At 72.4% G+C, this 24,006-nt stretch carries 16 protein-coding genes; 7 read left to right on the forward strand and 9 right to left on the reverse strand.

The genetic code is table 11. From position 1 onward, the window contains the following. Positions 1 to 448: 448 nt before the first annotated feature. Positions 449 to 898 (forward strand): PTS sugar transporter subunit IIA, encoded by a 450-nt coding sequence (locus ACWCP0_RS34350; RefSeq protein ID WP_451082671.1) that lies wholly within the window; start codon positions 449 to 451, stop codon positions 896 to 898. Between the two features lie 80 nt (positions 899 to 978). Beyond that, positions 979 to 2,649, forward strand: a complete 1,671-nt coding sequence (gene ptsP, locus ACWCP0_RS34355) for a phosphoenolpyruvate--protein phosphotransferase (RefSeq protein WP_451082672.1) — start codon at positions 979 to 981, stop codon at positions 2,647 to 2,649. Between the two features lie 86 nt (positions 2,650 to 2,735). Here the strand turns inward: ptsP and ACWCP0_RS34360 are convergent, their stop codons facing one another. Beyond that, on the reverse strand, positions 2,736 to 3,632 hold the full coding sequence (locus ACWCP0_RS34360; protein WP_451082673.1) for a hypothetical protein: 897 nt from the start codon (positions 3,630 to 3,632) through the stop codon (positions 2,736 to 2,738). Between the two features lie 88 nt (positions 3,633 to 3,720). Then, positions 3,721 to 5,697, reverse strand: a complete 1,977-nt coding sequence (locus ACWCP0_RS34365) for an acetoacetate--CoA ligase (RefSeq protein ID WP_451082674.1) — start codon at positions 5,695 to 5,697, stop codon at positions 3,721 to 3,723. Positions 5,698 to 5,926: 229 nt separating this feature from the next. Between ACWCP0_RS34365 and ACWCP0_RS34370 the strand changes: the two genes are divergently transcribed. Beyond that, the gene (locus tag ACWCP0_RS34370; protein ID WP_451082675.1) at positions 5,927 to 8,293 is read left to right on the forward strand and encodes a glycoside hydrolase family 31 protein; all 2,367 of its coding nucleotides are present in this window, start codon (positions 5,927 to 5,929) and stop codon (positions 8,291 to 8,293) included. A 6-nt stretch (positions 8,294 to 8,299) separates the two neighbouring features. Here the strand turns inward: ACWCP0_RS34370 and ACWCP0_RS34375 are convergent, their stop codons facing one another. Continuing rightward, a complete protein-coding gene (locus ACWCP0_RS34375) occupies positions 8,300 to 8,836 on the reverse strand; it encodes an NUDIX domain-containing protein (RefSeq protein ID WP_451082676.1) in 537 nt (178 codons plus the stop codon). A gap of 67 nt (positions 8,837 to 8,903) precedes the next feature. Then, entirely contained in the window at positions 8,904 to 9,710 is an 807-nt protein-coding gene (locus ACWCP0_RS34380; RefSeq protein WP_451082677.1) for a M15 family metallopeptidase, read from the reverse strand. Positions 9,711 to 9,813: 103 nt separating this feature from the next. Here ACWCP0_RS34380 and ACWCP0_RS34385 point away from each other — a divergent pair, with 103 nt between their 5' ends. The 3 genes from ACWCP0_RS34385 to glpK all read left to right on the forward strand — a co-directional run bounded on the left by ACWCP0_RS34385 (position 9,814) and on the right by glpK (position 13,264). Continuing rightward, positions 9,814 to 10,287, forward strand: coding sequence for a Zn-ribbon domain-containing OB-fold protein (locus ACWCP0_RS34385; protein ID WP_451082678.1), 474 nt, complete (start codon positions 9,814 to 9,816; stop codon positions 10,285 to 10,287). Continuing rightward, a complete protein-coding gene (locus ACWCP0_RS34390) occupies positions 10,284 to 11,471 on the forward strand; it encodes a lipid-transfer protein (RefSeq protein ID WP_451082679.1) in 1,188 nt (395 codons plus the stop codon). The genes ACWCP0_RS34385 and ACWCP0_RS34390 overlap by 4 nt, the downstream gene beginning before the upstream one ends. 281 nt (positions 11,472 to 11,752) lie before the next feature. Next, positions 11,753 to 13,264, forward strand: coding sequence for a glycerol kinase GlpK (gene glpK / locus ACWCP0_RS34395; protein ID WP_451082680.1), 1,512 nt, complete (start codon positions 11,753 to 11,755; stop codon positions 13,262 to 13,264). Positions 13,265 to 13,358: 94 nt separating this feature from the next. Here the strand turns inward: glpK and ACWCP0_RS34400 are convergent, their stop codons facing one another. The 4 genes from ACWCP0_RS34400 to ACWCP0_RS34415 are packed head-to-tail and all read right to left on the reverse strand — an operon-like array spanning position 13,359 to position 17,646. After that, on the reverse strand, positions 13,359 to 13,970 hold the full coding sequence (locus tag ACWCP0_RS34400; RefSeq protein ID WP_351237382.1) for a GTP-binding protein: 612 nt from the start codon (positions 13,968 to 13,970) through the stop codon (positions 13,359 to 13,361). Then, positions 13,951 to 14,382, reverse strand: a complete 432-nt coding sequence (locus tag ACWCP0_RS34405) for a DUF742 domain-containing protein (RefSeq protein ID WP_351237384.1) — start codon at positions 14,380 to 14,382, stop codon at positions 13,951 to 13,953. The genes ACWCP0_RS34400 and ACWCP0_RS34405 overlap by 20 nt, the downstream gene beginning before the upstream one ends. Before the next feature lie 10 nt (positions 14,383 to 14,392). Further along, a complete protein-coding gene (locus ACWCP0_RS34410) occupies positions 14,393 to 14,827 on the reverse strand; it encodes a roadblock/LC7 domain-containing protein (RefSeq protein WP_451082681.1) in 435 nt (144 codons plus the stop codon). Then, complete coding sequence (locus ACWCP0_RS34415) at positions 14,824 to 17,646, reverse strand: nitrate- and nitrite sensing domain-containing protein (protein WP_451082682.1); 2,823 nt, start codon at positions 17,644 to 17,646, stop codon at positions 14,824 to 14,826. The genes ACWCP0_RS34410 and ACWCP0_RS34415 overlap by 4 nt, the downstream gene beginning before the upstream one ends. A gap of 469 nt (positions 17,647 to 18,115) precedes the next feature. Between ACWCP0_RS34415 and ACWCP0_RS34420 the strand changes: the two genes are divergently transcribed. Further along, entirely contained in the window at positions 18,116 to 18,532 is a 417-nt protein-coding gene (locus ACWCP0_RS34420) for a hypothetical protein (protein WP_451082683.1), read from the forward strand. Positions 18,533 to 18,551: 19 nt separating this feature from the next. On the opposite strand, the gene ACWCP0_RS34425 is transcribed toward ACWCP0_RS34420, so the two are convergent. Next, positions 18,552 to 23,996: a hypothetical protein gene (locus ACWCP0_RS34425; RefSeq protein ID WP_451082684.1), complete on the reverse strand. Its 5,445-nt coding sequence runs from the start codon at positions 23,994 to 23,996 to the stop codon at positions 18,552 to 18,554. Positions 23,997 to 24,006: the final 10 nt, after the last annotated feature.

The raw sequence follows: 24,006 nt of genomic DNA on the forward strand, positions 1-24,006 counted from the left end.
TACTCACCCTCTCGGGCTTTCCTCCGGGCGCTTCCCTTCGGTGTTTCCAGCTTAGCAGATCCGATTTCCGTTTCCGCCACCCGCTGGAGCGGGCTCCGAATTGAGTTTTCGCTTTCGCGTTTCCCCTTCGGCCTTTCCGACCCTACCAGCCTTTTTCCGAGCTCCTGACCACCCGCCCTGCGGGCATGCAGAGGTGTAGACCAGTTAGGATGTTGGCTTGAGTAGGTGCTGCCGACCCCACGACTCAGAGTCGCGTCGTGGCCAGGCAGATGTACGAGAGTACATGTCACCGGCAGACGAGGCAAATCGTTTCCGGTGCGCTCCAGGTCCGCCAACTAGCAGCTCTCACGCGGAACCTGGACTTCCTATGACATACGCTTCTGAACAGTGCGTCGTCGGGGACAAGCACTGACGGCGACACATGAATCTCCACCCCTGGGAGGCCCCCATGACATCCGTGACGTCGCCGCTGGCCGGCCGTGCGATCGGACTCGCCGCTGTGCCTGATCCGGTGTTCTCCGGTGCGATGGTCGGTCCGGGTACCGCGATCGACCCGGTACGTGAGCCATCGGAGGCCGTCTCTCCCGTGGATGGCGTCGTTGTCTCCTTGCACCCGCATGCCTTCGTCGTCGTGGACGCCGAAGGGCACGGTGTGCTCATCCATCTCGGCATCGACACGGTGCAGCTCAATGGTGAGGGCTTCGAGCTCCTCATCAACAAGGGCGACACCGTGACGCGCGGCCAGGCGATCGTGCGCTGGAACCCCGTGGCCGTCGAAGCGGCCGGCAAGTCCGCGATCTGCCCCGTCGTGGCGCTGGAGGCCTCGGCCGACTCGCTCGCAGGCGTCCGTGAGGACGGCGACGTGAAGGCGGGCGACGAGCTGTTCACCTGGCGGTGACGTCGTCGCCGTCGTCGTGACGGTCCAGTTGTAGATCCATCGCGGTGGCTGGGACCGCCGCACAATCGGAGACGGGTGAAATGGAGACAACGCTGCGAGGCGTCGGCGTGAGCCACGGTGTGGCGATCGGCGAGGTTCGGCACATGGGGACGGCGGTGCTCGAGCCGCCGGCCAAGCAGATTCCGGCGGAGGATGCGGAGCGCGAACAGGGGCGTGCTCGCCAGGCCGTCGATGCTGTGGCTGCCGACCTGATCGCGCGAGGCAATCTGGCGGGCGGCGAGGCGCAGCACGTGCTCGAGGCGCAGGCCATGATGGCGCAGGACCCGGAGCTCATGGCCGATGTCGAGCGACGGATCGCAGTGGGCAGCACGGCCGAGCGGGCTGTGTACGACGCGTTCGCCGCGTACCGGGCGCTGCTGGCGGGTGCCGGGGAGTATCTGGCCGGGCGTGTGGCCGACCTCGACGACGTGCGGAACCGGATCGTGGCGCGGCTGCTGGGTGTGCCGATGCCGGGTGTGCCGGACAGCGACGAGCCGTATGTGCTGATCGCCCGGGATCTTGCTCCCGCTGACACAGCGCTGCTCGACCCGGCGCTGGTGCTCGGTTTTGTGACCGAGGAGGGCGGACCGACGAGTCACAGCGCGATTCTGGCGCGGGCCCTCGGGGTCCCTGCGGTGGTGGCGCTGCCGGGCGCGTGTGAGCTGGCCGAGGGTGCGGTCGTCGCTGTCGACGGCAGCACCGGCGAGGTGTTCGTGGAGCCGAGCGTGGAGAAGCAGGCGCAGTTGGCCGAGGCGGCCGCGGCGCGGAAGGCCGCGCTTGCCGCGTCGTCCGGGCCAGGTGCCACGTCGGACGGGCACAAGGTGCCGCTTCTGGCCAATGTGGGCGGTCCTGCGGATGTGCCGGCGGCTGTCGCGGCCGGGGCCGAGGGCGTCGGTCTGTTCCGTACGGAGTTCCTGTTCCTGGACGACAGCAAGCAGGCGCCGTCGGAGGCCAAGCAGGTCGAGGCGTACCGGAAGGTGCTGGAGGCGTTTCCCGAGGGCCGTGTGGTCGTGCGGGTGCTGGACGCGGGTGCGGACAAGCCTCTGGACTTCCTCACTCCGGGCGATGAGCCGAACCCGGCGCTGGGCGTGCGGGGTCTGCGTACCCTGCTGGACCATCCGGACGTGCTGCGGACGCAGCTGACCGCGCTGGCGAAGGCGGCCGAGGGTCTTCCCGTGTACCTGGAGGTCATGGCTCCGATGGTGGCGGACCGTACGGACGCGAAGGCGTTCGCGGACGCGTGCCGTGCGGCGGGGCTGAAGGCGAAGTTCGGCGCGATGGTCGAGATTCCGTCCGCTGCTCTGCGGGCGCGTTCGGTGCTGCAGGAGGTGGAGTTCCTGTCGCTGGGCACGAACGACCTGGCGCAGTACACCTTCGCGGCCGACCGGCAGGTGGGTGCGGTGTCCCGGCTGCAGGATCCGTGGCAGCCCGCGCTGCTCGATCTGGTGGCACTGGCTGCGGACGCGGCCAAGGCCGAGGGCAAGAGCTGTGGTGTGTGTGGTGAGGCCGCGTCGGATCCGCTGCTCGCCTGTGTGCTGACGGGTCTGGGTGTCACCTCTCTCTCGATGGGTGCGGCGTCGATTCCTTATGTGCGGGCGACGTTGGCGAAGTACACGCTGGCGCAGTGCGAGCGCGCGGCTGCTGCGGCGCGTGCTGCGGACACCGCCGAGGAGGCGCGGGTGGCCGCGCAGGCGGTGCTGTCCGGCGAGTGACCGGGCGGTCCGCCGGGTGAGTCGGTGTGAGGGGGCTTCCCGCCTGTGGCGGGAAGCCCCTTCTGCGTCTGTTGTGTCTGCTTCGGTCAGTGGTGTGGGGTTGCGCCGGGTGGATCGCCGAGGTCGAAGCCTGCGCGGTATTCCACGCCCGGCTCCGGGGAGAGGGGCTCCCCCGTGTCGGCGTCCGTGCAGTACGCGCTGAAGACCTCGCCCTCGGTGAGCGGGACGAGCCGTCCGCTGTGGAGGCGCCAGCCGCGGAGTTGGTCGGGGGCGTCGTCCGTGGTGGTGCGCAGTACCACTCCCCCGGGTCCTTCGAGCGCGATGCCGACGGCGAGGACGGTTGCGAACTCCGCGCCTTCGCCGGAGTCGAGCACGACGGGTGTGTCGGTGCGGCAGACGGCGTGCAGGACCGCGAGGAGCTGTTCGTCGTCGGCGGGGACGCTGCAGACGAGGTGGTGCGTGCCGGGGCCGGCGGTTTCGAGGAGGGTCAGGAGCAGTTGCGAGGCGCGGTCGAAGGCCGCGCTGCCGATGTCCTCGCCGCAGTCCGCGCACGCGCCGAGGTCGCCGAGCAGCCAGGTCGCGTACTCCCAGGTGGCCTGGCGGACCGATCTGTTGATGAGCAGGGGCACGAGGTGGTCGATGGGCTGGCCCGTGTACGCGACGGTGGGGCCTGCGGCCGCGACCTCCGCGGTGTACCGGCTGCGGCTGGTGGAGCTGTCGGGGTCGAGTCCGGTCTCCGTGCAGTAGCGGGCGAAGTCCTCCGGGTCGAAGAGGGCGACGGTGGTGTGGCCGCCCTGTGCGGAGAGTGCTCTGAGGAGGCCTTCGACCTGGTGGAGGTACGCGGGGTGGTCGGTGAAGGTGAAGGTGCGGTACCGGCGCATTTCCGCGAAGTCCTGCTCGTCGACGAGCAGGCCGACGGTGGCCGGGACGTCGCGGCGCAGGGCGCGCCGCATGGAGTGCTGCTGGTTCTTGGTGTGCGCCATGAATCCCCCTGGTTCCCCCTGGGCGCTGTTGATCAGTGCTCACTCACCGTAACCGTGAGCACTGACAACGCGTCCTGGCGGCTGAGGGTCAGGCGCGCTTGCGCGCGAGCTCCTCGTAGAAGCGCAGCAGGTCGAGGTTGTCGACCGAGCCCGGGTTGACCGCCTTGGCGAGGGCTGTGCCCTGGAGGAGTCGCTTGACCGGGACCTCGATGCGCTTGCCGGTGAGGGTGTGGGGGACGCCCGGGACTTCGATGATGTCGTCGGGGACGTGGCGCGGGGAGAGCTGTTCGCGGATGGTGCGCTTGATCCGCTCGCGCAGGTCGTCGTCGAGTGCGGCGCCGGGGGCGAGGTGGACGAAGAGGGGCATCCAGTAGCCGCCGTCGGGTTCTTCGAGGCCGATGACGAGGGATTCGCGGATTTCCGGGAGGCGTTCGACGGCTTCGTAGATGTCGGCCGAGCCCATGCGTACGCCCTGGCGGTTGAGCGTGGAGTCGGAGCGGCCGTGGATGACGACCGAGCCGTGGTCGGTGATGGTGATCCAGTCGCCGTGGCGCCAGACGCCGGGGAACATCTCGAAGTAGCTGTCGCGGTAGCGGCTGCCGTCGGGGTCGTTCCAGAAGTGGATGGGCATGGAGGGCATGGGGTTGGTGACGACGAGTTCGCCGACCTCGCCGATGAGGGGTTTGCCCTGCGGGTCCCAGGCCTGGAGGTCGGTGCCCAGGCAGGGTGCCTGGAGTTCGCCGATGTGGACGGGGAGGGTGGGGACGGCGCCGGCGAAGCAGCTGCAGACGTCCGTGCCGCCGCTGACGGATGCGATCCACAGGTCGTCGCGGACCTCGTCGTGGAGCCAGCGGAAGCCGTCGGGCGGGAGCGGGGAGCCGGTGGTGGCGACGCACTGGACGCGTGAGAGGTCGTAGTCGCGTCCGGGGTGCACGTCGGCCTTGCGGCAGGCCATGACGTATGCGGCGGAGGTGCCGAAGAGGGTGGCTCCGGTGCGTTCGGCGATGGCCCACTGGGCGCCGGTTTGGGGGTGGCCGGGGCTGCCGTCGTAGAGGATGACGGTGGTGCCGGTGAGGAGGCCGGAGACGAGGAAGTTCCACATCATCCAGCCGGTGGAGGTGTACCAGAAGAAGCGGTCTCCGGGGCCGAGGTCGCAGTGCAGGCCGAGCTGCTTGAAGTGTTCGAGGAGGATGCCGCCCTGGGACTGGACGATCGCCTTGGGGAGGCCGGTGGTGCCGGAGGAGTAGAGGACCCACAGCGGGTGGTCGAAGGGGACCTGTTCGAAGACGGGCTCGGTGTCCGCCGAGGTCAGTTCGGACCAGGTCACGGCGCCTTCGGGGGCAGGGGTGCCGAGCAGCGGGATGTGGACGACGGCGCGCAGGGTGGGCAGCTCGCGGCGGAGTTCGGCGACGGTGTCGCGGCGGTCGTGTTCCTTGCCGCCGTAGCGGTAGCCGTCGACGGTGAAGAGGACGACGGGTTCGACCTGCTGGAAGCGGTCGAGGACGCTGCGGGCGCCGAAGTCGGGGGCGCAGGAGGTCCAGACGGCACCGACCGCGGCGGTGGCGAGGAGGGCGGTGACGGCCTGCGGGATGTTGGGCAGGTATCCGCTGACGCGGTCGCCGGGGCGTACGCCGAGGGCGCGGAGTTCGGCTGCGAGGGATCCGACCTGGCGGCGGAGGTCGGACCAGCTGATGGGTGCCGCTTCGTGTGTCTCGTCCACATGAATGAGTGCAGGTTCATGGGCGCGTGCGGGGTCTTCGGCGGTGCGCAGGGCGTGCTCGGCGTAGTTGAGGGTGGCGCCGGTGAACCATTGGGCTCCGGGCATGGTGGGGTCGCCCAGTACCTGCTCGTACGGTGTGGAGAACCGTACGTCGAACCAGTCGGCGACGGCCCGCCAGAAGGTGTCCAGCTCGTCGACGGACCAGCGGTGCAGCGCCTGATAGCCGCCGTCGGCCGGGGCGCCGTAGCGTTCCGCCGCCCAGGCCTGGAAGCGGGTGATGCGGGCGGCGGCGATGCGGGCGGCGTCCGGCTGCCAGAGGGGGGCAGGGTTCACGCTTGAGGTCATGGGGCGGCTCCCGGGCGGCTGTGTGCTGTACGCGTGGTCGGCGTGTCCCGCGCACGGGCGTGGGTGTGCGCGTGACGCGGCTGGCGCTGACAGGGACGATGCCATGTGATCGTCTTATGCACCAGGGTTCCCCGCCCATGGTCGGGTGGCTGTTTGTGTGCTCGCACCACGGGTGAACGGGAGTTGAACGGACCCCGCCAAACCCCTGGTGGATGGCAGGGTGAGCGGCATGAACGGTCGTGGGCTGGTGCGCTCGGTGAAGGTGTTCGGCACGGTGCAGGGGCTGCGTGCGGTGCGTGCGGCATGGCGTCGGAGACGTACGGATGCATGGGGTCTGCCGCCGCGGGGGCCGGAGCGCGCGCGGGTGCCGGGGGCCGTCGTGGGTGCCGAGCCGTTGCCGGGTGGTGGAGTCGTGCGTTTCGCCCGTTCGGAGCTCCAGGTGCGGGTGGCGGTGGGCGGGAGTGTTTTCTGGGGCTGGGACGGTGCCGGGCCCGAGCCGTCGTATGCGCTGGCGGGTTCCCCGCCCGCGGCCGATCCCCGCGCTGTGCTGGAGCCGGACAAGGACGGCGGCTGGCGGGTCGTGTCGGAGCGGGTGACGGTGGTGGTGTCGCGGCACGGCGCGGTCGAGATACGGACTCCGGGCGGGGTCGTGTTGCGGCGGGATCTGCCGCCTCGCTGGTGGGAGCCGGTGGGCGGGGGGCAGGCGCGCTGGCTGCAGCGCTCCGAAGTCCCGGCCGACGCGCGGTTCTTCGGGCTGGGTGGGCGGCCGTCGGGGCCTCGGCTGCGGGACGGTTCGTACCGGCTGTGGAACACCGATCCGCGGGGCGGCTTCGGTCCGGGCGAGGATCCGCTGTACATCACGATGCCGGTGCAGCTCGTGGTGTCGGACGCGGGGACGCATCTGGTGTTCCTGGACAATTCATGGGATGGCCGCGTCACGCTGCGGGAGGGCGAGGAGGGCGCGGGCTCGGGGCACGACAGGCCGGGCACGAGTGAGGTGCGGACGGCCGGCGGTCCGTTGCGCTGCTGGGTGATCGTGGGCACCCCGGCGCGCGTGCTGCGCGGCTGGACGGCGCTCACGGGTGCGCCCGCGCTCCCCCCGTCGTGGGCGCTCGGGCCGCAGCACGCGCGTTGGGGCTTCGGCAGCGAGCGTGAGGTCAGGCGGGTGGTGGCCGGCTACCGGGAGCGGGGGCTTCCGCTGTCGGCGCTGCATCTCGACATCGACCACTATGACCGCCATCAGGTGTTCACGGTCGACCGCACGCGCTTTCCCGATCTGCCGGGGCTGGCGAAGGAGCTGCGCGCGGACGGGGTGCGGCTGGTGTCGATCGTCGATCCGGCGGTGAAGGCGGAGCCGGGCAGTGCCGTGTACGACAGCGGCTCGGCGGCAGGGGCTTTTGTGCGGGACGCGCGCGGGCGGGAGGTGCGCGGTGTGGTGTGGCCGGGTGAGTGCGTGTATCCCGACTTCACCGATCCGCGGGTGCGCGAGTGGTGGGGCGGGCTGTACGAGGAGCGTCTCGCGCAGGGTTTCGCCGGGGTGTGGCACGACATGAACGAGCCGGTGGCGTTCACCCCGTTCGGCGACATGACGCTGCCGCGCTCGGCCCGGCATGTGCTGGAGGGGCGCGGGGGCGATCATCGCGAGGCCCACAATGTGTACGCGCTGGGGATGGCGCGGGCCGGGTACGAGGGACTGCGGCGGCTGCGGCCGCGGGAGCGGCCGTTTCTGTTCTCGCGCTCCGGCTGGGCGGGGATGCAGCGGTACGGCGGGACCTGGTCCGGTGATGTGTCGACGGGCTGGCCGGGGCTGCGGGCGTCGCTCTCGCTCGTGCTGGGGCTGGGGCTGTGCGGGGTGCCCTACTCGGGCCCGGACGTGGGTGGTTTCGACGGCAGTCCGTCACCGGAGCTGTATCTGCGCTGGTTCCAGCTCGGCGCGTATCTGCCGCTGTTCCGTACGCATGCGGCGATCGACGCGGGGCGCAGGGAGCCGTGGGAGTTCGGTCCTCAGGTTCTCGGTCATGCGAAGGCGGCGATGCTCGAACGGGAGCGGCTGCGCCCGTACTTCGTCACGCTCGCGCACCTCGCCCGTCTCACCGGGGCGCCCTATGTGCGGCCGGTGTGGTGGGGTGCGCCGGACGACCGGGCGCTGCGCAGCTGCGAGGACGCGTTTCTGCTGGGCGATGCGCTGCTGGTCGTGCCGGTGCTGGAGCGGGGCACGGACCGGCGTGCGGTGCGGCTGCCGCGCGGGCGCTGGTACGACACGGTGACCGGTGCGGCCTACGACGGGCCGGGGCAGGTGCTCCTGGACGCACCGCTGTCGCGGATTCCGGTGCTGGCGCGGGCGGGTGCGGTGATTCCGGTGCGGGGCGAGGACGGCGGGACGGAGCTGGAGGTGTGGGCGCCTGCGGCGGGGCGCACCGGCGGCGGGCTGGTGGTCGAGGACCCCGGGAACGGCGCGGAGGGTGATGTGTCGGCGCAGCCCGAGCTGGAGCGGTATGCGTCCAGGCTGGTGGACGGTCGGGTCGTCGTGGAGCGGGTGACGGAGGACGGTGCCGCGAAGGTGTCGCGGCCGGTACGGGTGCGGGGTCTGGCGTAGCGGGCGTTACGCGTAGGCGCCGGCGAACCAGCGTCGTACGACCGTTGTGTGCAGCGCGAACGCCAGCTCGGCCGGCTCGTGGAGGAGATGCCAGCCCTCGGTCTCATCGGTCGGGGCGGTGAGCGGGAGGGCTGCCGCCGGGCGCTCGGGGAGCAGGCCGAAGAGGAGCAGGTGGCCGCCGGGTGAGCTGAGCGCGTCGGCCAGTCGGACGTCCCGGTGGGCGGCGTCGATGCCGGTCTCCTCGCGGAGTTCCCGGACGACCGCGTGCTGCCAGTCCTCGGAGTGGTCGATGAATCCGCCGGGCAGCGCGATGCCGCCGCGCTGCGGCTCGGTGGTCCGGGTGATGACGACCAGTCCGGTGCCGCGCGGCGTGGTGGCCGGGAGGAGGGCGACGGCGACGGGGAGGGGATTGCGGTAGGCCGTCTCGCGGCAGACGGCGCAGGTGCGGGGCCAGCCGGTGGAGCTGTCCGGGTAGCGGGCCCCGCAGCTGGAGCAGTGGGAGTCCTTGACGGGGGCGGCGCCACGGGCGTTGGGCTCGGTCACACGCGGACTCTACGCCATGGCCCGGACCTGTCCGGTCGGGATGCCGCGGCCCGCCCCCGTCAGGACGTCACGGGCGGATCAGTGATCTCCAGGCGACCGGGAAGTCGAAGTAGGTGGCGGGGAACAGCTCCGGCTTGTGCGTGAAGTGCCACCATTCCTCGGGCAGATTGACGAATCCGACCTCGGCAAGGGTGTTCTTGAGGAGCTGGCGGTTGGCGCGCTGCGGGCCCTGGATGCGTGGGTCGTCCGTGTGCGACAGGGTGTCGAAGCAGTCGAATCCGGTGCCCATGTCGAGGGAGCTGTCCGGGAATCGCTCGCTCTGCGGGGCATAGCAGGGGATCAGTGTCTCGCCGGGAACGTACGGGTGGGTCTTCCTGGCGGGGAGCTTGACGAGGGTGAGGTCGACGGTGCTGCCGCGGCTGTGGCCGGACTTCTCCGCGATGTAGCCGTCCTCGAAGAGCCTCGACTTGTCGACTTGGGGATAGAACTCCTCCTTCATGCGCTCGTCGCCGAGATCCTTGGCCCAGCGCACGAAGTGGTCGACGGCGCGTTGCGGGCGGTAGCAGTCGTAGACCTTGAGCGAGTAGCCCTGGCGCAGCAGTTGGCGCTGGGCCCGGTGGAGGGCCCGGGCCGCGGGACGGGTGAGGATGCAGACGGGCTGCCGGTAGCCGTCGATGGGTTCGCCGATGAAGTTGTGCGCGGTGGTGTAGCGCATCTCCTGGATGATCGTCGGGTCGACGGTGCGCAGCGCCACGAACGCGTCCGGGGCCTTGGGCTCGGGAGTCGCCCGGGCGGCCGGGGATGTGGCGGCGACGGTGAGCAGTGCGGCGGCGGTGAGCGTCAGGGCGCGGAATGCGGAAGCAAGTCCTTTCATGCGCACGGTTGTCTATCAGGATCGGGTGACCGGGACCACCCCTGTCCACGCGCTTCCGCCCATGGCACACTTCTGACGTTCCGTCAGATGGGAGGGACTCCTCGTGGTGCGCACGCGTACACCCGTCGTGGCCGGATGGTTCACCGACGGCGACGAAGAACGGGAGTTCCGGCTGCTCGGCACCCGCTGTTCCGCGTGCTCGGCGGTGTTCTTCCCGCGCGAGGACGCGTACTGCCGCAATCCCGGCTGCCCCGGCACCGGCGAGCCGACGGAGGTGGCGCTGTCGAAGCGCGGCCGCGTCTGGTCGTACACGGACGGGAGGTACCGCCCGCCGGCGCCCTACGTGTCCGACCCGGACGCGGAGTGGGAGCCGTACACGCTGGTCGCGGTCGAGCTCGAGGAGGAGCGCATGGTGGTCCTCGGGCAGGCGGCTCCGGGGGTCACCGTCGCGGATCTCGCGGTCGGCATGGAGGTCGAGGTGGTGCCGGGGGTCCTCTACGAGGACGCGGGAACCGTCTGGACGACCTGGCACTGGCGTCCGGTGCGTCCGGTGGATTCCGTGGAGGTGACCCGATGAGCGATGTCGCCGTCCTCGGTGCAGGGATGCACCCATGGGGCAAGTGGGGGCGGAGTTTCGTCGAGTACGGGAGGGCAGCGGCCGGCGCCGCGCTGGCCGACGCCGGTATCGGCTGGCAGGACGTCCGGTCGGTCGTCGGGGCGGACACGGTGCGCGGCGGCTATCCGGGGTACGTGGCCGGGGCGACGTTCGCGCGGGCGCTGGGCTGGCAGGGCGCCCGGGTCGCGAGCGTGTACGCCGCGTGCGCCTCCGGGGCGCAGGCCGTCGCAACCGCGCGGGCCCAGATCCTGGCGGGCCTGGCGGACGTCGTGCTGGTGGTGGGCGCCGATGCCGCGCCGAAGGGGTTCTTCGCGCCCGCGGGCGGCGACCGGCCCGACGATCCGGACTGGCTGCGCTTCCGGGTGCTGGGGGCCACGAATCCCGCGTACTTCGCGCTGTACGCGCGCCGCCGGATGGCTGTGCACGGCGACACTCCCGACGACTTCGCACAGGTCAAGGTGAAGAACGCGGCGGCCGGTGCGCTCAATCCGTATGCCCGCTACCGCAAGGCCGTCACGGCCGAACAGGTCGCCGCGTCCGCCGTCGTCGCCGATCCCCTGCGGCTTCTCGACATCTGTGCCACATCGGACGGCGGCGCGGCGCTGGTGCTGTCGAGCATGGAGTACGCGCGCCGGCACGGAGTGGCCGATCCTGTCCGTATCCGCGCCGTCTCCACGGTCACCCCGACCTACCCCAGGACGGTTCTCGATCTCCCCGACATCGCGACGGACTCGGCGGCCGCGGTCGAGCCGTCCGCGGTCGGCTTCCGTGCGTCGATCGCGCGTGCCGCGTACGAGGAGGCCGGGCTCGGGCCCGAGGATCTGTCGCTCGCCGAGGTGTACGACCTGTCCACGGCGCTGGAGCTGGAGTGGTACGAGGACCTCGGGCTGTGCGCGGCCGGGGAGGGCGCGAAGCTGCTCCGGGAGGGCGCGACGGCCCTCGGCGGGCGCGTACCGGTCAATGCGAGCGGAGGGCTTGCGTCGTTCGGCGAGGCGGTGCCGGCGCAGGCGATCGCCCAGGTGTGCGAGCTGACCTGGCAGCTGCGCGGTACGGCGGGCGAGCGGCAGGTCGCCGGTGCCCGGGCCGGGATCACCGCGAACCAGGGGCTGTTCGGCCATGGATCGGCGGTCGTGGCGGTGCGCTGAGCGAGCCGGGCGGGCGGTGTTCCGGGGTGACGTGTCGAACACCCCCCGTGAACTGGGGTTGCTGTCCGCAACCTTGACGGTGCGGTAGCCGCGGAGAAAACTGCCTCTTCGTCGGGGCGGCCGTCGGCATCGCCGCAGTGCGACACGCATGCACACGCACCTACACGCACGCTCGCCACGCTCGTCACGGACGCCGTGCGGGGCATGGGACACCCCTGCGCCACGACGCGCTGCTGCCCTCGGCTCCGTAGCCATGGGAACCACCCTGCCCAGGAGCCGCCATGAGCCACGCACCGAAGCACGTCGCCGCGATCGACCAGGGCACCACGTCGAGCCGGTGCATCATCTTCGACGAGGACGGCGCGATCGTCGCCGTCGACCAGCGGGAGCACCGTCAGATCTTCCCCAAGCCCGGCTGGGTGGAGCACGACGCCACCGAGATCTGGTCCAAGGTCCAGGCCGTCGTCGCAGGAGCGCTGGCCAAGGCGGGGCTGCGCGCCGATCAGCTCAGCGCGCTCGGGATCACCAACCAGCGCGAGACGACGGTGCTGTGGGACCGCTCGACGGGCAAGCCCGTGCACAACGCGATCGTCTGGCAGGACACCCGGACCGCGGCTCTGTGCGCCGAACTCGGGGGCGCGGACGGGCAGGACCGCTTCCGGGACGCGACCGGCCTGCCGCTCGCCAGCTACTTCTCCGGCCCCAAGGCGGCCTGGCTGCTGGACAACGTGCCCGGACTGCGCGCCAGGGCCGAGCGAGGTGAGATCGCGTTCGGCACGATCGACTCGTGGCTGATCTGGAATCTGACCGGCGGCACCGACGGCGGCATCCATGTCACGGACGTCACCAACGCCTCGCGCACCATGCTGATGAACCTGGAGACCCTCCGGTGGGACTCCTCGATCCTCGCGGCGATGAACGTGCCGGAGGCGGTGCTCCCGGAGATCAGGTCGTCGGCGGAGGTGTACGGGACGGCCGTGGGCCAGCTCGCAGGGGTGCCGGTCGCATCCGCGCTCGGCGACCAGCAGGCAGCGATTTTCGGCCAGGCCTGCTATGACACGGGCACGGCGAAGAACACCTACGGGACGGGGAGTTTCCTCCTCCTCAACACGGGAGACCGGCCTGTGCCGTCCAAGAGCGGGCTGATCACCACCCTCGGCTACCGGATCGGCGACTCCGCGCCCGTCTACTGCCTGGAGGGGTCGATCGCGATCACCGGCGCGCTCGTGCAGTGGTTCCGGGACCAGCTCGGGATCATTCGCAGCGCCGATGAGATCGAGACACTCGCGGCGAGCGTGGACGACAACGGAGGGGCGTACATCGTGCCCGCGTTCTCCGGCCTGTACGCACCGTACTGGCGGGCCGACGCGCGCGGGGTCATCACCGGGCTGACCAGGTACGTCACCAAGGCGCATCTGGCACGGGCGGTGCTGGAGGCGACGAGCTGGCAGACACGTGAGGTCGTCGACGCGATGTACCAGGACTCGGGCGTGCCGATCACGACGCTCAAGGTCGACGGCGGGATGACCGCCAACCAGCTGCTGATGCAGCATCAGGCGGACGTGCTGGGCGTGCCCGTGATCCGTCCGAAGGTGTCCGAGACGACGTGTCTGGGCGCCGCGTACGCGGCCGGACTCGCCACCGGCGTCTGGGGCGGGCTGGACGAGCTGAAGGCGCACTGGCAGCGCGATGTGGAGTGGTCACCGCGGATGGCCGGGGACGTGCGGGAGCGGGAGTACGACAACTGGCGCAAAGCGGTGGAGCGGAGCTTCGGCTGGGAGCGCACCGCCTAGGGCCCGCCCGACCCGGAGGACACGTTCCGGAGCCTCACGAGCCACGGCCCGTACCCCTGTCGGTGGGGGTACGGGCCGTGTTGTGCACGGCGGGTCAGGTGGTCGCGGGCTCGCGCTGCTGGGTCGAGCGGACCAGGGCGTGCTCGACCACCGACACGAGCACCGCCTTCACCGACTCGCGGTCGCGCGCGTCGCACATCATCAGCGGCACTTCCGGGTCCAGGTCGAGCGCGGCGCGTACCGTCTCGTCCGGGAAACGGTCGGCGCCCTCGAAACAGTTCACGCCGATGGTGAACGGGATCCCGCGGCGTTCGAAGTAGTCGATGGCCGCGAACGAGTCCTCCAGGCGACGTGTGTCGGCGAGGACGACCGCGCCGAGCGCCCCCTGGGCGAGCTCGTCCCAGAGGAACCAGAAGCGGTCCTGGCCGGGCGTGCCGAAGAGGTAGAGCACCAGATCGTCGCGGAGGGTGATCCGGCCGAAGTCCATGGCGACGGTGGTGGTGCTTTTCGACTCGACGCCCTCGAGGTCGTCGACGGGCCGGCCGGCCTCGGTCAGGGTCTCCTCGGTGCGCAGCGGTCTGATCTCGCTGACCGCGCCGACGAGAGTCGTCTTGCCGACCCCGAAGCCGCCCGCCACCAGGATCTTCAGCGTCACCGGTTCGACCGGCGGCGGCGAGCCCGTGCGGCTAGAGCGCCCGAAGACCATTGATCACCTCGCGGAGAATGCTCACGTCCGGCAGTTCGGCCGGCGGAACGGGACGGGTTACGTGGACCAGTTCGTCCTCGACGAGATCGCCCACCAGGACCCGGACCACCCCGACGGGGAGGTCGAGTCCGGCGGCGAGCTCGGCGATCGACTGGGGGATGGTGCTGCAGCGTTCGACGATCTCGACGTGTTCGGGCGAGAGCGTCTGGTCCCTGCCCGGGTCGTCGGCCGCCGGTTCGGGGACGACGAGCGCGATCAGGTCGAGCCGGTGCCGGCTCGCACTGCTGGTACGGCCGCGGGTCATCGCGTACGGGCGCACCACCGGTCCCGCTTCGTCGTCGAACCAGTGGTGCGCCTGCTCGGCCTGCTGGGCTTCCTCGGCCCGTTGAGCGTGCTGTCCGGGGTCGTTCATGCCATTCCACTCACCCTCCGGCGGTCAGCCCGGTCCGTGGTGCCGTGGCGAGGTGGGCGCCCACCCGCTTGACCATCAGCGTCATCTCGTACGCGACCTGGCCGACGTCGGAGTCGGCGTCGGACAGTACGGCAAGGCAGCTGCCGTCGCCCGCCGCGGTGACGAACAGGAAGGCGTCGTCGAGCTCGACCACGGTCTGCCGCACTCGCCCCACGTCGAAGTGGCGGCCCACGCCCTTGGCGAGGCTGTGGAACCCGGAGGCGACGGCGGCGAGATGCTCGCCGTCCTCCCGGGTGAGGTCCTTGGACGAGCCGGTCGCGAGGCCGTCGCTGGAGAGCACAAGTGCCTTGCGGATGGAGCCGACCCGCTCGACCAGCTCGTCGAGAAGCCAGTTGAGCTCGCCGCTCGTGGTGGCGTCGTCTGCTGCGGCGTTCGGTGCGGTCATCGACCGTTCTCCTCCGGTGTCGATCCTGTTGCCGTTTCGCCGGGGCCGGCGTCCTCGGCGTTCTCCAGGCGTCCGCGCTGCCAGCCGCGTTGCAGCGAGGCCATGCGGTCGCGTACTTCTTCCGCGTCACGTTCGATGTCCGGCTCGTCGGCCGGTGCCCCGGGGGTGCCGGCGGCGCGGGCGCCGGGCGCGTTCCCGCGAAGCTGTGGGGCGAGGCTGGCCTGGCGCACGCGGCGGGGCAGGCCGCCGGGCGCGGGCGGGGCGGAGCTTGCGGCGTCCGGGGCCGTGCTCGGGGCCGAAGCCGCTCCCGTGCTCGGGTCCGTGCCGGTGCCCGGGGCCGGGCCCAGTGCGCGGTCCGTGGGCGGTGCCGGGCGCAGGCCCGGACGGTCCGTGGACCGCGCCCCGGCGGATGCCGTGTCCGTTTTCGCCTCCGTGGTCCGTCCCGACGAGGGGTGGGAGCGGCCACCCGGCTCCTCCACCCGGCGGCCGCGGTCGCTGACCAGTGTCGGCGGCTTGCGCCGCGGCAGCGGGATGGGCCCCACGGGGCGCCGGGTGTCGCGGGGGTGCTCCGGCGCCTGGTCCGACGCCTGCTGGTGCTGTTCGTCGGCGGGCGCGCGCAGGAAGTCTCGGGCGCGGAACACACCGCCGCGCTCGCTCTCGGTGTCCTCGATGTCGGCGGTGGTGTCGATCAGGCCGAGGGACTCGATCGTGTCGATGGCGCCGATGGCCGGACGGTCGTCGAAGCCCGGTGTGCCGACCGGGGGCTCCAGTTCGACAGGTCCGTCGAGCACTGTGGGACCGCCGTGTCCCGCGGGCACCTGGGACACCGCGGCGAGCCTGCCGCCGTCGGAGCGGCGCCGGCCGCGATCCCTGTCGCCTCGGCCGCTCTTCCGGTCGAGCCGGAAGCCGGCGCCCTCCGTCTCGGGGGCATCGGTGAGCAGCGTGGCCGGGATGAAGACGACCGCGGTGGTCCCTCCGTACGGAGACGGCTGCAGCGAGACCCGGACGTTCTGCCGCTGGGCGAGCCGGCTGACGACGAACAGGCCGAGCCGGTCGGTGTCGGAGAGCTCGAACTCGGGGGTCTCGGCGAGCCGGAGGTTCGCGTCGAGGAGTGCCTCGGGCGCCATGCCGAGGCCCCGGTCGTGGATCTCCAGGGTGAAGCCGTTGGCCACCCGCTCGCCGTGGACCTGGACGGCGGTGTGCGGGGGCGAGAAGACGGTGGCGTTCTCCAGCAGCTCCGCGATGAGGTGGGTGAGGTCGGCGACGGCGGGTCCGCCCACGCCGATGCGGGGCAGCCGGCGGACCTCGACGCGCTCGTAGTCCTCGACCTCGGCGACCGCAGCCCGTACGACGTCCATCAGCTGGATCGGCTTGCGCCACTGGCGGGACGGGGCGGCGCCGGAGAGGATCACCAGGCCCTCGGCGTGCCGCCGCATGCGAGTCGTCAGGTGGTCGAGCCGGAACAGGTCCGCGAGCTCATCGGTGTCCTCCGTGCGCCGCTCCATCGTGTCGAGGAGCGTGAGCTGGCGGTGGAGCAGCACCTGATTGCGGCGCGCGAGGTTGACGAAGACCTCGGAGACCCCGCGGCGTACGTCGGCCTGTCTCACGGCGGCCTCGACCGCGGCGCGCTGGAGGGTGTTGAGGGCCTGGCCGACCTGGCCGATCTCGTCCTTCTCGTACTCGAGGTGCGGTGCCTCGGTCTCGACGTCGACGGTCTCGCCGGCCGCGAGTCTGCGCATGACGCTGGGCAGGCGTACGCCCGAGACCTCGTGGGCCTCCTTGCGCAGCCGGGACAGCGAGCGGGCCACGTCACGGCCGATACGCACGGAGACCACGAGCGAGCCCAGCAGGGCGAGGAAGCCGAGGACGCCGGCGACTCCGGCCCTGACGAGGACGTCGTACGCGGCGGGCTCGACGCGGTCCTGGTAGCGGTTGCCTGCCTCGGTGCCCTGGCGGGCGAGGTCGTCCAGGACCGGTGTGGCCAGTTCCTCCCAGCGCGCGGCGTCGACCGCTCGCGGGTTCTTCCCGGGGCCCGCGGTGATCAGTTCCTCCTCGGCCTCGCGCAGAGGCTGGGTGTCCGGGCTGCGCCAGTACCTCTCCAGGCTGTCGCGCTCGAAGGAGGGCAGGGCCTCGAGGCTGGTCTCGTACAGGAGCTTGCGGTTGGCGGCGAGGTCGGAGACCGCGCGGATCTCCTCGGCGGTGATCCTGCGCGTGATCAGCGTGGACGTCACGAGCGCGTCCTCGCGGGAGAGCAGTTCCCGGGCTCGTGCGACACCGACGAGGGAGCGGCCCTGCTTCTCGAGCTCCACGTCCTCCAGGGCGTGGAGGGAGGTGAGGAAGCCGTAGCAGGGGTCGACGAGCCGGTTGTAGAACTCGAGGGCCTGGGCGCGGGTGATGGCGCTCTGCTCGACGTTGCGGCGCAGCGAGCCGAGTCCGTCGAGGGCGTCGAGGAGCGAGTCGAGCCGCTGGGAGACGTCCGGGCGTATGGAGTCGCGTACACCGGAGTCCTCGGCGTTACTGCGGATTTCGGCCACGGCGGCGTCGGTGGCCGCGCGGTGGCGGCGCAGTGTCGTGAGGGCGTCGGACGCGCGCGGGTCGGCGAGATAGACCATGGTCTGGCGGCGTTCCTTCTGGACGACACGGACCGTGTCCTCCAGGGGGTGGGCGACGCGGTCGATGATGTATCCGACGTCCAGGAGCTGCTTGGCCTCCTGGCCGGTGATCGCGGTCGCGAAACCCCACAGCGCGGTGAGGGACACCAGCGGCACGAGCAGCAACGCCACGATCTTCCTGCGGATGGACTTCCCGCGAAAGCGCATGGCCTCCCCCTGATCAGTACCCGCGGTCGGCAGGCGGTGATTCCGCTTGTGTTCTCCGTCAACAAACGGCGCGAGCCTACTACTGACACGGCGACAACTCGAAGGCGTGTCCGGATGCTTTTCGGCCGCGCGAAGTTGTGTTGATCATGAGTTGTCCTGGTATTCGGGGAGTTGGACCACCGGGGTGTGGCCCAGGACACCTGGCAGAGGACAGCGTTCCGTTGCTGAACGGATGGCTGGAATTCTTCCTTCCGCGGGAATCTTCGGTGGGTGTCGTTCGTCTTCCCGTGCGGGGAAGGGGAGTTGGGGAGCAGGAGCTGCCGGGGGTTGCGGGTTTCCGGGGGCCTTCGGGGGCCTTCAAGGTCCTTCGAGGGACCCAGTACGCGGCACGTTCGGCGTGGGCGTCGGCGTAAACGGGCCGAATCCGGGCAGTCACCCAACAGTCGGACAGCGGTGGGGAGTGCGGACCATGGGTACGGCGGATGAGACGGGTGTGCCGGGGCGGCTCTGGGTGGAGGAGCCGGCGATTCGGCGGCCGATGCCCGATCCGGTGCGCACGGCGGCCGTGCGCGCGGTGATCGTGACGGCGGTGACGCTCATTCAGGCGATGACGGCGTTCCTGTTCAGCCTCACGGGCTCGTGGCTGGCGTTCCCGATGGTGCTGAGCAGCGTCGGCAGCACGGTCGTGGCGACGTGGGCGGTGCTGGACGTCTGGGTGACCCGGCAGGTGTGGAACCAGCGGCACGGCGTCGTCTCGGTGCCGAGCAGTACGGCGAGGCAGCTGCGGCGCGAGCGGCGGCGGGCCCGGCGCACGGCCCGGGCGGCGGCGCGGGAAGCCGCGCGCGTACGGAGGCGGGGCACGGGCGGCAGGCTGTCGGAGGCCTGAAGTCCCGTGCCCTACGGGCCTATGGAGTCGCCGCCGACGGGTCGGGGGCGTGCTCCGGTGGCGTCGGCCGGTCCGAGGCGTGCTCCGGTGGCGTCGGCCGGTCCGAGGCGTGCTCCGGTGGCGTCGGCCGGTCCGAGGCGTGCTCCGGTGGCGTCGGCCGGTCGGGGCCCCGCCTGAACATGCGCGTTGCCGTGATCTCTCCGTGCACGGTCTCGCCGTCGGTGCGCTGCTGCGGCAGCCCGGGGCGCAGATGCTCCTCGACGCTGATGTACTTGAGGCCCGCCCGCAGGTCTGCGTCGTTGCGCAGCCTGATGACCAGCGGGAACTCGGCAAGGGCGGTCGTGTCGAACAGCCCCGTGGTGTAGAGCAGCTGGACGCCGAGCGCGTCCGAGACGGCGCGCTGCAGCTCCAGCAGATACGTGGCGTTGGCCCGCCCGATGGGGTTGTCCAGGAATAGCGTGCCGGCGTGGCGGTGTTTGTCGCGGCCGCGGTCGTTGCTGCGCAGGGCCGCCATGGTGCAGTAGAGGGCGATCGCGGCGGTGAGGAGCTGGCCGCCGGAGAAGACGTCGCCCATCTGCCCGACCGGGACGCGCTCGGCGCGCAGCACCGCGTCCGGCTTGAGGATCTCGACGGCGACGCCCTTGGGCTGGAGTGCCGCCTGGACGCCGCGCAGCAGCAGGGACATACCGTCCCTGCGCAGATCGGAGTTCTTCCTGACGGCGGCGCGGGTGGCCTCGTCGATGACCTCGCCGAGCCGCTCGGCGAGGCTCGCCTGGTCCGGTTCCTCGAAGCGGATGCGCAGGAACTCCTGGCCCGACCACTCCCCCAGGCCCTCGGGCAGCCGGGAGAGCCGCTGCGCCGAGCGGAGCGTGGTGAGCGCCGACTCCACCAGTCCGCGGAGCCGGTCCACGATGGAGTCGCGATTGCGCTCCAGCTGGGCGAGTTCGTCGGTGAGGACGCGCAGCCTGGGTGCGAACGCCTCGGCCCACTTGGCGGCGTGCTCGGGCAGGGCGGCCGCGGGAAGTTCGCGGATCTGCTGACGGGCGGGAGTGCGGACCGCCTCGTAGCGGGTGGAGTTGGCGTGACGTACGAGCACGTCGCTCGCCTCGCGGACGGCGGCTTCGGCGGTGGACAGGTCGGACGCGCAGCCTCGCAGTGAGCGGCGGGCCTCGGCCGCCGAGTGCCGGGCCTCCTCCAGGCTGCCCGGAAACGGCTCCGGGACCTCCAGCTCCTCCTCCGCATGGTCCCTGAGCAGATCGCGCAGCAGCGCAGCGGTCTCGTCGAAGCCGCCTGCCGCGTCCTCGGCGGCACGGTGGGCACGGAGCAGCTCGGCGTGGGTGGCGCGGGCGGTGTCCAACGCCTCGGTGCGGGCGGCCAGTTCGGTCATGGCCGTCCGCAGCAGGGTCTGGGCGTGCTCGGCGTCGGTGGGGACCAGCTCCTCGGGAAGCTCGGTGTGGGCGTCGCCGTCGACGGGCGCGAGCCGCTCGGCCTCGCCGCGGAGCCGGCCGAGCTTCTCGCTCGCCTCGGAGGCGCGGGACTCCAGCAGCTGCACCAGTGACTCGGCGCGGGCGGCGGCGGCCTGGCGGGACGGGCCGTCGGCGCCGTCGGTGCCCTCCAGGAGCTGGGCCGCCCGGGTGCGGACCTTGTTGGTGAGCCGGTCCAGCTCGCCGAGCGCGGCGCTCTCGTCGCTCTCGGCGCGGGCCTGTTCGGCGCGCAGGTCGGCGCCGACGCCGACCTTCTCGTACAGCTGGGACGCGGCCCGGTAGGCCTCGCGCAGGGCCGGAAGCGAGGCGCGAGGCGCGTCGGGTGCCTCGCGATCGGGCTCCGGCAGCTGCTCCGGGGCCCCGGCGATGTCGGCCCGCTCGGCACGGAGCGCGCGGGCGGTGCGGCGGGCGTCGTCGGCGGCGCGCTGCGCGGCCCGGCGGTCCTCGTCCGCGGCCCGCGCCCGCTCCAGGCAGGTCGCCGCCCGGGCCTCGGACTCGGCCGCGTCGTCGGCGAGTTCACGCAGTTTCGCCTGCCAGCCGGCCCGCTCCCGAAGGCGGAACGCGAGCCCCGCGAGCGCGTCGGCAGCGCGGCGGGCGCGCTGCGCTGCATCCTGCCGCTCGTCGCGCACGCGGGCGGTGTCGGCGGCGGCCTCGTCCGCCTCGGCCCGTACGGCACGGGCCTCGGCGAGCGCCACCTCGGCCGCCTCGGCCGCCTCCTTGGCGGCGCGCGCGGCCTGAGCGAGCTCGGCGAGCATGCCCTGCGGGCAGTCGGCGCGCCAGGAGACGATGCGGGCGGCGAGGGCGCGGTCGCCCGCCAGCCGGGCCGCGAGGACCCTGATCTCCTCGTCGCGGGCTGCCGCTCGGGCCCGCAGCGTCTGCCGCTCCTCGTCCGCGGCGTGTTCGTCGTGCATCGCCGGGTTCGGTGGCACGAGGAACACGTCCTCGGCGCCCCCGGTGCCCGGCCCCGGCACGGGCGCGAGCAGCGCGGCGGCCGTGCCGACGGCGACCGTGGAACGCGGCAGCAGCGCTGCCCCCGCCAGCACCTCGCGGGCACGGGCGTAGGAGACGGGGTCGGTGATGACGACGCCGTCCACCAGCTCCGGCCGCGCGGCGAGGACGGCCGCGTGATCGGCGGGATCGACGGCCTGGGCGAGATAGCGCCAGCCGGGAAGTGCGGGGATGCCGTGCTCACCCAGGTACTCGACGGTCGCGAGCACATCGGGCCCCGGCGGCAGCAGCCCGCCGTCACCGAGCGCGCCGAGGATGCGGGCGTCGTCGGCAGCGGCCGTCCTGAGCTCGAAGAGCTGCCGCTCGGCGGCGGCAACGCCCTGTTCGAGCAGCTCGCGCAACTCGTCGGCGTACCCGTCGATTTCCTCGGCGGTGAGGGGGCCGTCGACGGCGCGGGCAGGCTGGGCGCCGGGGGTGGGGATCGCGTGCCCGGGGGTCGCATGCCCGGCGGGCATGGTGTCTCCGGCTGGGGTCTGCGGGGCTGCAGCGACGCCGTCGGGGGCGCCGTCCGCAGCCGAAGCGGGGACGCCCGCCGCGCCGGGGCCGGACGCTCCCGTACCGGCAGGAGAACCGTCGGGCCCGGCAGAGCCGGCGGCATCCGTGGTCACCGCGTCCCCAGCGCCGGCAGGGGCACCCGGGGACACGCCGACAGAATCGGCAGCGGCAGCATCCGCGGCCGAAGCGGGGACGCCCGCAGCCGCCGGGTCCGGCGCTTCGGCGGAACCACCCGCCGCGCCGGGGCCGGACGCTCCCGTACCGGCAGGAGAACCGTCGGGCCCGGCAGAGCCGGCGGCATCCGTGGTCACCGCGTCCGCAGCGCCGGCAGGGGCACCCGGGGACACGCCGACAGAGTCGGCAGCGGCAGCATCCGCGGCCGAAGCGGCACCGCCCGCACCCACCGCACCCGAACCTCCCGCGGAACCACCCGCCACGCCTGGGCGGGAGGGCCCCGTACCAGCCGGCGAGTCCTCGGACCCGGCGGAGCCGCGAACGTCGTTCGGGGCCGCGTCGCCGGCTGTTGCGGGGCCCGGTACCGAGACGTGGACGGCACCGCGCTGCGCGGAGGTCGCCGGGGACGCGGTGCCGCGGCGCGGGCCCGGGACGGTCGGCGCGCCGGCAGCCGGAACCGAGGGAAGGCTCAGCAGTTCCGCGAGCCGTTCCGACTCGGCGATGGAGGCCGCCGCACGGCGCTCCGCCTCGTAGGCCTGGTCCGCGGCCCGGGCGGCGTCCGCGGCGCGGGCCGCGGCCAGTTCGGCACGGGTCTCCGCGGCAGCCGACTCGCGGGCGCGGTCCGCGGCCGTGCGGGCGGCGTCGCGGGCTGTGTCCCAGGCGGCGACCGCGGTCTTCTCCGCGTCGCTCGCCGCAAGCGCGGCGCGCGCCGGGTCGGCGTCGGGCGCGGTGTCGTCGAGCCAGCCCGCACGGACGGCCTCCGCGGTCTCCTGTTCGACCTCCTCGAGGCGCTGACGCAGATGCCCGGCCTCGCTCCGCGCGCGCTGGGCCTCGGTCGCGGCGGCGGTGGCCTCGCGGTGGGCGGATTCGCCGGCCTCCTGGAGCGCGGCGGAGCGCTCCTCCTCCTCGTTGGCGACGCGCTCGCCGCCCTCGGCGGCGGAGTGCAGCGCCCGCACCAGGTCGGCCGCTGCCTTCGCGCGGGCCGCGAGCGCGGGCGCGGCGTCCCGCTCGGCCTCCCGGATGGCGGCGGCGACGCGCGCCGCACGGTCGGCGGCCGCGCGATGCCGGAGCACCGCCTCGGCGGCCTGCCATGCGGCGTGCAGGGTGCGCGCGTCGCTCAGCTCGCGACGCTGCGCGGCCGCGCCCTTCTCGGCGACGGTGAGCGCCAGCGATGCGTGCCGGTAGGCGAGTTCGGCGGCGATGCGCGAGCTGCGGCTGCGGACCTGTTCGGCCTCGGTCACGGTGTGGGCCGCGGCGGTCACCTGTTGCGCGAGGTCCGCGGTGCGGCGGCGTTCCTCGCCCGCGCGGGCGGAGAGCCTGCGGGCGAGCGTGCGCGTGCGGCGCTCGGCGCCCGCGTGGATGTCGCGCGCCCGCGCCCGTGCCTCGGCCGTTTCCACGATGCGTCCGAGCAGGTCCACGGAGCCCGCGGTGAAGTCCCGCTCCGCGGTGAGCTCGGCGCGGCGGCCCAGCTTGTTGCCGAAGCCGCCGACGAGGTCGGCGAGACCGTCCGTGTCCCGGGTGTCGGTGACGGCGCGCAGGAGCAGATCGGTGAAGTCGGAGTCCTTCTTGACGGCGAAGAGGCCCGCGGCCTCGCCCTCGTCGGCGTTCATCTCGCGCTGGTAGCGGAAGAGTTCGGGATCGAGTCCCAGGTCGCCGAGGTGCTCGTTCCAGCGGTCGTGGATCTCCTCCCAGTACACCTCGAGATGCGGGTAGGCCTTGCCCGCCTCGGTGATCGCGTCCCGGAAGCCCTTCATGGTGCGGCGGCGGCCCTGCGCACCCGACGCGCCCTCGACGGGCGGGCGTACGGCGGTGGACTCGGCGACCGGCAGCGAGTCGAGGCTCAGGCCCGGCCCCGGCCGGAAGGAGTACCAGGCCTCGGCGAACTTCCGGGGGTCGTTGGAGACCTGCCGGCCACGCCACTCGCTGACCTTTCCGACGACGACGAGCTCACCGGTGAGGGTGTGCTGCCACTCCAGCGCGACGTGGCCGCAGTCGTCGGCAAGGAGGAACTTGCGCAGGACGCCGGAGCTGGCGCCGCCCAGCGTGTTGCGGTGACCGGGCAGCATCACCGAGAAGATCAGCTTGAGCAGGACGGACTTGCCGCCGCCGTTCTCCAGGAAGAGCACGCCCGCGGGAGCGGGCCGGCGCGGCGGGCCGACCGGCTCCTCCTCGAAGAACTCGGCCTGCATGGGGGCCGGGTGGGGCACGGGCTCGCCGACTCCGCGCAGGTCCAGCACGGTGTCGGCGTAGCGCGCACCGGCAGGCCCGATGGAGTAGAGGCGGACCCGGGACAGCTCGTACATGGCGGCGGAC

The sequence above is a fragment of the Streptomyces sp. NPDC001970 genome (genome assembly GCF_053594115.1).

Excerpts from the sequence above, each read along its gene's own strand:
- ACWCP0_RS34405 (WP_351237384.1), bottom strand. The coding sequence starts at position 14,382 with ATGAACGACCCCGGACAGCACGCTCAACGGGCCGAGGAAGCCCAGCAG.
- ACWCP0_RS34420 (WP_451082683.1), top strand. The coding sequence starts at position 18,116 with ATGGGTACGGCGGATGAGACGGGTGTGCCGGGGCGGCTCTGGGTGGAG.
- ACWCP0_RS34415 (WP_451082682.1), bottom strand. The coding sequence starts at position 17,646 with ATGCGCTTTCGCGGGAAGTCCATCCGCAGGAAGATCGTGGCGTTGCTG.
- ptsP (WP_451082672.1), top strand. The coding sequence starts at position 979 with ATGGAGACAACGCTGCGAGGCGTCGGCGTGAGCCACGGTGTGGCGATC.
- ACWCP0_RS34350 (WP_451082671.1), top strand. The coding sequence starts at position 449 with ATGACATCCGTGACGTCGCCGCTGGCCGGCCGTGCGATCGGACTCGCC.
- ACWCP0_RS34390 (WP_451082679.1), top strand. The coding sequence starts at position 10,284 with ATGAGCGATGTCGCCGTCCTCGGTGCAGGGATGCACCCATGGGGCAAG.
- ACWCP0_RS34365 (WP_451082674.1), bottom strand. The coding sequence starts at position 5,697 with ATGACCTCAAGCGTGAACCCTGCCCCCCTCTGGCAGCCGGACGCCGCC.
- ACWCP0_RS34400 (WP_351237382.1), bottom strand. The coding sequence starts at position 13,970 with ATGGTCTTCGGGCGCTCTAGCCGCACGGGCTCGCCGCCGCCGGTCGAA.
- ACWCP0_RS34380 (WP_451082677.1), bottom strand. The coding sequence starts at position 9,710 with ATGAAAGGACTTGCTTCCGCATTCCGCGCCCTGACGCTCACCGCCGCC.
- ACWCP0_RS34370 (WP_451082675.1), top strand. The coding sequence starts at position 5,927 with ATGAACGGTCGTGGGCTGGTGCGCTCGGTGAAGGTGTTCGGCACGGTG.
- ACWCP0_RS34425 (WP_451082684.1), bottom strand. The coding sequence starts at position 23,996 with ATGTACGAGCTGTCCCGGGTCCGCCTCTACTCCATCGGGCCTGCCGGT.
- ACWCP0_RS34410 (WP_451082681.1), bottom strand. The coding sequence starts at position 14,827 with ATGACCGCACCGAACGCCGCAGCAGACGACGCCACCACGAGCGGCGAG.
- ACWCP0_RS34360 (WP_451082673.1), bottom strand. The coding sequence starts at position 3,632 with ATGGCGCACACCAAGAACCAGCAGCACTCCATGCGGCGCGCCCTGCGC.
- glpK (WP_451082680.1), top strand. The coding sequence starts at position 11,753 with ATGAGCCACGCACCGAAGCACGTCGCCGCGATCGACCAGGGCACCACG.